10 protein-coding genes are annotated in these 8,404 nt (G+C 74.6%); 6 read left to right on the top strand and 4 right to left on the bottom strand.

Going from position 1 to position 8,404, the window contains the following annotated elements; genetic code table 11:
• A partial coding sequence (locus tag ACFOWE_RS14730; RefSeq protein WP_377287940.1) for a DUF7824 domain-containing protein occupies positions 1-1,131 on the top strand: 1,131 nt, incomplete at its 5' end.
• Positions 1,132-1,142: 11 nt separating this feature from the next.
• Here the strand turns inward: ACFOWE_RS14730 and ACFOWE_RS14725 are convergent.
• Both ACFOWE_RS14725 and ACFOWE_RS14720 read right to left on the bottom strand, forming a co-directional pair.
• The gene (locus tag ACFOWE_RS14725) at positions 1,143-1,496 is read right to left on the bottom strand and encodes a zinc ribbon domain-containing protein YjdM (protein WP_377287938.1); all 354 of its coding nucleotides are present in this window, start codon (positions 1,494-1,496) and stop codon (positions 1,143-1,145) included.
• 168 nt (positions 1,497-1,664) lie between these two features.
• Positions 1,665-2,171 (bottom strand): carboxymuconolactone decarboxylase family protein, encoded by a 507-nt coding sequence (locus tag ACFOWE_RS14720; protein WP_377287936.1) that lies wholly within the window; start codon positions 2,169-2,171, stop codon positions 1,665-1,667.
• A gap of 328 nt (positions 2,172-2,499) precedes the next feature.
• On the opposite strand from ACFOWE_RS14720, the gene sigJ reads away from it, so the two are divergent.
• Positions 2,500-3,432, top strand: coding sequence for an RNA polymerase sigma factor SigJ (gene sigJ / locus ACFOWE_RS14715; protein WP_377287934.1), 933 nt, complete (start codon positions 2,500-2,502; stop codon positions 3,430-3,432).
• A gap of 103 nt (positions 3,433-3,535) precedes the next feature.
• On the top strand, positions 3,536-3,934 hold the full coding sequence (locus tag ACFOWE_RS14710; protein ID WP_377287932.1) for a hypothetical protein: 399 nt from the start codon (positions 3,536-3,538) through the stop codon (positions 3,932-3,934).
• Here ACFOWE_RS14710 and ACFOWE_RS14705 read toward each other — a convergent pair.
• Positions 3,929-4,876: a serine/threonine-protein kinase gene (locus tag ACFOWE_RS14705; protein ID WP_377287930.1), complete on the bottom strand. Its 948-nt coding sequence runs from the start codon at positions 4,874-4,876 to the stop codon at positions 3,929-3,931. The two genes, ACFOWE_RS14710 and ACFOWE_RS14705, sit on opposite strands and share 6 nt — an antisense overlap.
• Positions 4,877-4,994: 118 nt before the next feature.
• Here ACFOWE_RS14705 and ACFOWE_RS14700 point away from each other — a divergent pair, with 118 nt between their 5' ends.
• Positions 4,995-6,458 (top strand): serine/threonine-protein kinase, encoded by a 1,464-nt coding sequence (locus ACFOWE_RS14700; RefSeq protein ID WP_377287928.1) that lies wholly within the window; start codon positions 4,995-4,997, stop codon positions 6,456-6,458.
• Between the two features lie 56 nt (positions 6,459-6,514).
• On the opposite strand, the gene ACFOWE_RS14695 is transcribed toward ACFOWE_RS14700, so the two are convergent.
• The gene (locus ACFOWE_RS14695; RefSeq protein ID WP_377287926.1) at positions 6,515-6,760 is read right to left on the bottom strand and encodes a MarR family winged helix-turn-helix transcriptional regulator; all 246 of its coding nucleotides are present in this window, start codon (positions 6,758-6,760) and stop codon (positions 6,515-6,517) included.
• A 21-nt stretch (positions 6,761-6,781) separates the two neighbouring features.
• Here ACFOWE_RS14695 and ACFOWE_RS14690 point away from each other — a divergent pair, with 21 nt between their 5' ends.
• Both ACFOWE_RS14690 and ACFOWE_RS14685 read left to right on the top strand, forming a co-directional pair.
• A complete protein-coding gene (locus tag ACFOWE_RS14690) occupies positions 6,782-7,480 on the top strand; it encodes an alpha/beta fold hydrolase (RefSeq protein WP_377287924.1) in 699 nt (232 codons plus the stop codon).
• Between the two features lie 105 nt (positions 7,481-7,585).
• Positions 7,586-8,404, top strand: coding sequence for an ABC transporter ATP-binding protein (locus ACFOWE_RS14685; RefSeq protein WP_377287922.1), 819 nt, complete (start codon positions 7,586-7,588; stop codon positions 8,402-8,404).

Genomic DNA, 8,404 nt, shown 5'->3' with positions numbered 1-8,404 from the left:
CCCGCCGAGGAGCCCGACCGGCTGCCCCGGCGCGAGCGGGTCTCGCCCCTGCACCGCTTCGTCCTGCTCCGCCACGCGGAGGTCCTCGCCGCGCTGCGGGCCGGGGTGCTCCCGCCGCTGCTGCTCGCCACGCCGACCCTCTCCAACGGCCTGCTCGACCCGGCCGAGCTGGTGGCGAGGCTGGAGATCCTGGAGGCGGCGGGCGCCGCACCGCTGCCCGCCGACTTCCAGCAGGCGCTGCTCCGGCTGCCCCGGCGGATCGGCCCCGAGGCGGCCGCGCGGGCCGCGGAGCTGAGCTCGGAGGAGGGCCGGCTGGCCGCCCGCTGGATGGCCGGCGGCGGGCTGCCCGATCCGGTCGTCGAGGTGACCTGGTCCGGAGAAGACGACGGCCCGGGTCCGGGGGGCCGGATGGCCGCCACCGTGCGGGCCGAGCCCACCGGCCTGCCGCTCGTCGACGACCTGCTCGCCCAGCAGCCCCGGCACGTCGGCCCGGCGGGCGGGGGTCATCTCGGCGGGCTCATGGACTGGTGGGCCGCGGTCCTGCCCTCCCACCGGGAAGTGGTCGCCGCCCATCTCGTCCCCCACCAGCCGGTGCCGGACCGGGGCGCGTCGATGGACTCGTGCCGCCTGGTCGAGCTCGCCGCCGCCGAGGGGCCCGCCGGACGGGCCGTCGCGGTCCTGCTCGCGCACCGGCTCCTCCCCGGGCCGCTCGTCCCCCGCGATCCCGGCTCCACGCTCCGCGCCCTGCGGAGCCTGGCCGCCACCGACGCCCTCCCCGCCGAGGAGCTCGGCGCGGCGCTCGCCGAGCGGGTGCTCCGGGGCGAGATCACGCTCCGTATCCTGGTCGACGCGGTGGAGCGCGAGGCCGCCGCCGGGGCCGCCCGTTCCATGTGGCGGGTGCTCGCCGCGGCGCTGCCCGCCCTCCTGCCCGCCGGGGGCGGCCGCCCCACCAGGGTCCACGCCGACATGCTCGCCCTGGCGGCCCGCCTCGCGTCCTGGTCGCGGGCCCGGGGGGAGATCCCGGCGCTGAACGCGTTCGCGGCGCGCGGCGGCAGGAGCGGCGTCCTCACGCGCGCCAGGGCCCTCCGCGACCTGCTGGCCTCCGGCGGCTCCTCCCCGGCCGCCACCTGACGGCGCTCCGGTCAGACCTTCTTGACCACGCTGGACTTGAGCTGCATGGGACCGATGCCGTCGATCCTGCAGTCGATGTCGTGGCCGTCCACGCCGTTCACGAGGCGGATGTTGCGCACCTTGGTGCCCGCCTTGATCCCGGTCGCGCTGCCCTTGACCTTGAGGCTCTTGACCACCGTGACCGTGTCGCCGTCGGCGAGCACGTTGCCGACCGCGTCCCTGATCTCTCCGGACCCGGCCGCCCCCGGGGATGCCTCGGAGGCGGGGTCCCACTCGTGCCCGCACTCCGGGCAGACCAGGAGGGGGCTCATCTCGTAGGTGTACTCGCTGGAGCACTCGGGGCACGGCGGCAGGGTCTCGGTCACCCCGGAAGTGTAGTGGAGGTGCAGAATCAACCAGAAAGGTAGCATTTCTCACGTTTCCGCCCTCCAGCGGCGCCGAGTGCGCCTTCGGGAAGGCTCGGCCACTCGCTCGGAGCCGGCCGCGTCCGGGGCGGGGTACGACTGCGCTCCCCGCCCTGGACGCGGGCAGTGTCACCTGCCGTAGTTCCGCCCGGGGGGCCTGCCGGGGATCGGCTTGGCGATGAGGGCGACGGGAACGAAGAAGCAGATCTGGGCGATCGCCAGGGTGAGCGTCCAGAGCGCCTTGTCGTCGTAGTGGGCCGACGCCCTGGCGTACAGCTCGTCGGGGACGCGCTCCCCGGACGGGTTCGGGGTGAGGACGGCCTCCACGAGCTCCAGCGCGACCCGTTCGGCGTCGGCGAAATAGGGGGCGTCCCGCCATGACGCCACGGCGGTGATGCGTTCCTGTGTCTCTCCGGCTCTGTGGAGGATGCCGGTCTGCCGGACGGTGTGGTACGTGCTGCCGACGATCTGCCCGGCGCGGAGCTGTACCAGGCCGACGGTGGCCTGCGGAATCGCACCGTTCCGCACGGCTTCGGTCATGGCCGTGGCGATCGTCGCCACCTCGGGAAAGAACTGGGCGGGGTCGGGCAGACGCGACCGGAGGCCGTCCTGCTCGGCCGTCATGGGCGTGGCCATCGCGAGGTCTTCCTTTCTCGATTTCCGCGGTGCTCTCGATTTCCGCGGTGCTCTCGATTTCCGCGGCGCTCCCGGGAGTCGCGGTCCGGCGGGGCCGACCCTCCGTCACGAGGCGGCCTGCCGCGGGACCGATCACACGTTCCGGCGCGGTTCTCCGGCGGTGACCGCGTCCCGGCCGGGGTCGCCGGTTTCTCCCGCGTGCCGGATGGTGTCTCGAGAGTCCGACGACACAGCCGCCGGTGATGTGAGGCGACGGCCGGCCTCACAGTCCGGCACGCTGTTTCGTCGGACTGGTGAGCACAACCGCACCGAGGGAGCCGATGACACCATGACCGCCCCATCCGGACCAGGAGACGGCCGGCCCGATCCGGGCCTGGACGCGATCATCCGCGAGCGGCGTCACCTGACCAACCTCGCGTACCGGCTCCTCGGCTCCCTGGCCGACGCCGAGGACGTCGTCCAGGAGGCCTACGCCCGCTGGTACGCCATGTCCCGGCGGCAGCAGGAGGCCGTCGCGTCCCCCGGCGCCTGGCTGACGACGGTCGCCGGGCGCATCTGCCTGGATCTGCTCGGCTCGGCACGGGCCCGGCGGGAGAGCTACGTGGGCGAGTGGATCCCCGAGCCGCTGCCCGACCGCACGGAGTGGATCAACGGCCGGCCGGGCGACCCGGCCGACCGTGTCACCCTCGACGAGTCGGTCAGCATGGCCTTCCTCGTCGTGCTCGAGTCGATGACCCCGGCCGAGCGCGTCGCGTTCGTCCTGCACGACGTCTTCCGCTACTCCTTCGCCGAGGTGGCCGAGATCGTCGGCCGCACCCCGGCGGCCTGCCGCCAGCTGGCCTCCTCGGCCCGGCGCCGCGTCCGCACCGCGCAGGCTCCCCCGGCTCCGGCGGCCCGGAGCGCCGGAGTCATCAGGGACTTCAAACGGGCGTGGGAGGCCAAGGACGTCGGCGCCCTCGTCGGCCTGCTCGCCCCCGAGGCCACGATGATCGCCGACGGCGGCGGCCTCGCCGGCGCAGTGCGCCACCCGATCGAAGGCGGCGAGCGGATCGCGCGCTACGCCCTGGCCATCGCCGACACGGCGCCCGGCATGACGATCCTGGAGCGGGCGGTCAACGGTCAGCCCGGTCTGGTGGCTCAGCGGAGCGGCGTCACCACGGCGGTGATGGCCTTCGAGGTCGCGGGCGACCGGATCACGCGCATCTGGGCGGTGCGCAACCCCGACAAGCTCCGCCCCTGGACGGCGGGACACCGCCACTAGAACCGCCCCGTACCCGCTGCAGCCGCCTCACCGCCGCCTCACCCGCACGCTCCTCCCTCTCCTCTCCCGCCTCACCCGCCCCGCAGCCGTCAAGGAGTCACCCGTGTTCCTGCGTGTCGTGGTCGCCCTGCAGACCGTGGCCCTCTTCGCCGCACCGGTCACCGCCGGTCTGTTGTTGTCCTCCCCCAGCGGACACGTGCTGCACAGCGCTTCGGCGTACACGGTGTTCGCCGTGGCGGTGCTGCACCTGGTCGCCGCGGTCCTGGCGTGGCGGCCGGGCGGCGGCTCCCCCCGGCCCGTCCTGTACGCGGCCGGGTTCCTGGGGTTCGTGCTGGCGCAGGTGGCGCTGGGCATCGCGCACGTGAAGACCCTGCACGTCCCCCTGGGCGTGCTGTTGTTCGGCCTGAGCCTCCTCCACCTCAGCCGGCTCCCGGCCCGCCGCCGCGGCGGCACCGCCCCCGCGCGCGGAACGTCCCCGCAGCGGGAGCCGGCCCGGTCATGACCGGGCCGTACGGTCCCCGCCGGGCACGCCGACCATCCCGACGGCCCTGCCGTACATCCGGACCGGGGAGGGCGAGGCCGCGTCCACGTAGCCGGGGAAGGCGGGCATGTCCCGGCAGAAGCCGATCAGCTCCTCGTAGACCGCGGCCGCCGACGCGGGCCGCCTGCCGGGCTCCTTCTCCAGCAGCCGCAGGATCAGCCGCTCCAGCCCTTCCGGGACGTCCGGCCGCCGGTGCCGCAGCGGGCGCGGAGCCCTCTCCAGGTGGTTGTGCATGGAGGCCAGGGGGGTGACTCCGCGGAACTGGTTCTCCCCGGAGAGCATCTCGTCGAGGATCACCCCCAGGGAGTACAGGTCGCTCCACGGGCCGGCCGTACCCGCCTCGGCCTGCTCCGGCGCCATGTAGTCCGGGCTGCCGACCGTGACGCCGGTCCCGGTGAGCCTGGTCGCCGTCGGGGAGAGCGCGGCGACCACGCCGAAGTCCAGCACCTTCACCGTGCCGTCCGGGCCGAGCATCAGGTTGCTCGGCTTGAGGTCGCGGTGCACGAGGGCCCCGGCGTGCGCGACCGCCAGCACCGAGCAGACCTGGGCGGCGATCAGCGCGGCCCAGGGCGCCGGGATCTCGGTCTCGTCCAGCAGGGTCGCCACGGAGCAGCCGTCGACGTACTGCATGACCAGGTAGAGCCGGTCGCCGTGCGTGCCGCAGTCGTAGACGGCGGGCACGCCGGGGTGCCCCAGCCGCGCCGTGATGCGCGCCTCACGGACGAAACGCCGGGTGAGCTCCTCGTCGGGCCGGCCGTCCGGGAGGAAGTCGACGCGGATGAACTTGACCGCCACCGGGCGGTCCAGGCGCCTGTCGCGGCCGAACCAGACCTCCCCCATCCCGCCCCTGCACCGGGAGAGCGGGTCCAGCTCGTACCGTCCGTCGATGATCGGCTTCTCCAACCCCTGCCGTCCTCCGTGACCCGACGTCCTGTCCTGCGTTCTCGCCCACCCAGGAAACCACAGGCCCGTTCCGCCGGTCGCGGCCTCCGCGGGAGGCGGCCGCTCCTAAAATTCACCCATGTCCTCCGAGAGTCCCGTGCCCCCTCGGCCTCCCCGTCCGGGGGAGGCGGCCGGGCGCCGGTTCTCTCCGGCCGTGCTCGCGCTGAGCGTCGCCTGGGCTCTCGTGCCCGCGCTCTCACTCGGATTCCTCACCCCCGTGGTCATCGCGTCCGCGGCCGTGCGCCTGCGCAGCCGGGCGCAGGGCGTCGCGGCGGGCCTGTACGCCGCCGTGTTCACGGCCTACCTGGTGCTGGTGGGGGGCGGGATCCTCCCCGAGGGCGGCTGGCACGAGCAGCTCGCGATGTGGACCTGGACCCTCGGGCCGTGGTGGGGCGGCACGGCGCACGCCTTCGTCCTGCGGGCCGGGGTCTTCCGCCCCCGCCCGGCGGGGACGCGCCCCCCTCCGCACGCCGCCTCCGCCCCTCCCTGGGAGCACCCGGGGCCCGGCGGACCGCGGCCCTCTCCCCCCACCGTCCCCGCCTGGGAGCACCCGGGGCCCGGCGGGCCGCAGCCTCCTCCGCCCGCCGCCTTCACCCCGCCCCCGTCCGCGCCTCCATCTCCGTCTCCGTCTCCGGTGAGGACCGCCGCCGGCCCGTCCCGGGTCCCGGGCGGGCCGCCCTCCGGACCGTTCTCCTCCTGGGACCCGTGGGAGACCTCCCCTCCGCACGGCGGCGCGCGCGGCGCCCGCCCCCCGTACGGCGGCGCCGAGAGAATGCGCGTCATCGGCGGCTACACGCTCCTGCGCAAGCTGGGCGAGGGCGGTCAGGGCTCCGTCTACGTCGCGGCGGCCCAGGACGGCCGGCAGGTGGCGGTCAAGATGCTCCACGAGCGCTTCCGCGGGGACGCGGGGGAACGCGAGAGGTTCCTGCGCGAGGTGGCCGCCGCGCGGCGCGTCCCGCAGTTCTCGACGGCCCAGGTCATCGACGCGGGCGTCGAGGGCGACACCACCTACATCGTGAGCGAGTACGTCCCGGGCCGCTCCCTGGAACGGCTCGTGCGCGAGGACGGCCCGCTCGACGGCGGCGGCCTGGTCCGGCTGGCCATCGCGACCTCCGCGGCGCTCAAGGCGATCCACTCCGCCGGGGTCGTGCACCGCGACTTCAAGCCCGCCAACGTCCTCATCGGGCCGGACGGCCCCAGGGTCATCGACTTCGGCATCGCCCGGGCCCTCGACCAGGCGACCGCGACGACCGGCGGCTTCAAGGGGACGCCCGCCTACATGTCGCCCGAGCAGGTCTCCGGGCTGGTGGTCGGTCCCGAGTCCGACGTCTTCAGCTGGGCCTCGTCCATGTACTTCGCGGCGACCGGCCGCCCGCCCTTCGAGGGCACGACCCTGTTCCAGGTCTACGAGGCCGTGCTCCACCACCGGCCGGACCTGCGCGCCGTACCGGCGGGGCTGCGTGGTCCGCTGACCGCCTGCCTCCGTAAGGACCCCGGGGAGAGGCCGACCGCCGCGCAGCTCATGCTGGCCCTCGCGAGCTAGGAGCGGGGCCGCGCCGCCGGCCCGCCTCGGCGGTCCGGGCCGCCTCGGCGGCCCGGTCAGTCCACGTCGACGTCGTCGAGGAACCGGAGGAGGCGCGAGAGCACCCGGAGGCAGGCGGTGATCTCGGCGTCGGTCAGGTCGCCGCCGGCCCGGCTCAGCACCGCGCGCTCGCGGGCGATCACGGCGGTGATGGCGGCCCGGCCCTCCTCGGTCAGCCGGATGAGCGAGGACCTGCGGTGCGCCGGGTTGGGAACGGACTCGACCAGGCCCCGCGCGGCCGCGTCGTTGACCGTGCGCTGCACGGCGGCTTCCTGGACCACCGCATGTGGGACGACCAGATCCCGGCCCTCGCCCCGCGGTACCGCGTCATCGCACCCGACGCCCGCGGTCACGGCCGCTCCGCCAACGCCACCGGGCCGTACCGGCTCACCGACGACCTCGCCGCGCTCCTGCGCCGCCTAGACACCGGCCCCGCGATCCTGGCCGGGGTCTCCATGGGGGCGAGCACCGCGGTCGACACCGCGCTGGAGCACCCCGAACTGGTCAGCGCCGTCATCGTCAGCGGCGCCGGGACCGGCGAGCCGTACTTCACCGACCCCTGGACCACCCGGATCCGGACCACCTGGCACGCGGCCATGGCCGCCGGCGACCTGGACGCCTCGGTGGAGGCGTTCACGCTCTTCGCGGCGGGCCCGCACCGCGCCCTCGACGAACTCGACCCCGGGGTCGTGGAGCGCCTTCGCCGGATGACCAGGGAGACCATGTCCAAGCACACCGCCGGCGAGCCCGACCTGCTCGTCCCGGTGCGCGACACGTGGGAGCGCGCCTCGAAGATCGACGTTCCCGTGCTGGCCGTCAACGGCGCCCTCGACTCACCCGACCACATCGGGATGGCCGAACGCCTCGCCCGCACCGTCGCCGACGGCCGTGCGGTCTCGATCGACGGGGCCGCCCACTACCCCAACATGGAGCGGCCGGACGCCTTCAACGAGATCCTCGGCGACTTCCTGCGCCTGCTGTGACCGCGCCGCCGGCGGCGGGGCCCTCCACCGCCGTCGCCGGACCGGCGAACCACGATCGAACAGGGCGAAGTTGACATTTGGCTAGGTAAGCCTAACCTAATCCACGTGACCGAGGATATCTCGCTGCGTGGAGCCGGACTGCGTCTCAGCTACCACGGCGCCACCGCCGTCGAGAACGGCCACATCACCTTGACGCGAGGACGTGTGACGGCCCTGGTCGGCCCGAACGGCAGCGGCAAGTCCACCCTGCTGCGGGCGCTGGCCCGGCTCCACCGCCCGGAGGCGGGCACGGTGACGCTCGGCGGCGACGTGTCCGCCCTGGACATGCCGGCCCGTGACTTCGCCAAGCGGGTCACGCTGCTGGCGCAGAGCCGTCCCACGCCGTCCGGCGTGCGGGTCCGGGACGTCGTCGGGTACGGCAGGCACCCCTACCGGGGCCGGTGGCGGACGGGCGACCCCGACGGGGAGGCCATGGTCGCCAGGGCGATGGAGCTCACCGGCGTCGCCAAGATGGCCGACCGCCCGGCGGACGAGCTGTCCGGCGGCGAGCTGCAGCGCGTGTGGCTGGCCACCTGCCTGGCGCAGGACACCGGCGTCCTGCTCCTGGACGAGCCCACCACCTTCCTGGACCTGCGCTACCAGATCGAGCTGCTGGAGCTGGTGCGCGACCTGGCCGACGAGCACGGCGTGGCCGTCGGCGTCGTCCTGCACGACCTGAACCAGGCCGCCGAGCTGGCCGACCGCGTCGTCCTGCTGCACGGCGGCCGCGTCCGGGCCGACGGGCCGCCCGCCGAGGTCCTCACCGAGGAGCTCCTCACCGAGGTGTACGGCATCCGCATCGAGGTCACGCACGACCCGAGGACGGGGACGGTGACCACCCGGCCGATCGGCCGGCACACCAGAAGCGTCCCCGCCACAACCTGA

The sequence above is a fragment of the Planomonospora corallina genome, from assembly GCF_042650625.1.
Taxonomy (GTDB): domain Bacteria; phylum Actinomycetota; class Actinomycetes; order Streptosporangiales; family Streptosporangiaceae; genus Planomonospora_B; species Planomonospora_B corallina.
Note: the sequence above shows the minus strand (reverse complement) of the source record. Positions and strands in the feature narration are given on the sequence as shown.

Excerpts from the sequence above, each read along its gene's own strand:
- ACFOWE_RS14690 (WP_377287924.1), top strand. The coding sequence starts at position 6,782 with ATGTGGGACGACCAGATCCCGGCCCTCGCCCCGCGGTACCGCGTCATC.
- sigJ (WP_377287934.1), top strand. The coding sequence starts at position 2,500 with ATGACCGCCCCATCCGGACCAGGAGACGGCCGGCCCGATCCGGGCCTG.
- ACFOWE_RS14720 (WP_377287936.1), bottom strand. The coding sequence starts at position 2,171 with ATGGCCACGCCCATGACGGCCGAGCAGGACGGCCTCCGGTCGCGTCTG.
- ACFOWE_RS14700 (WP_377287928.1), top strand. The coding sequence starts at position 4,995 with ATGTCCTCCGAGAGTCCCGTGCCCCCTCGGCCTCCCCGTCCGGGGGAG.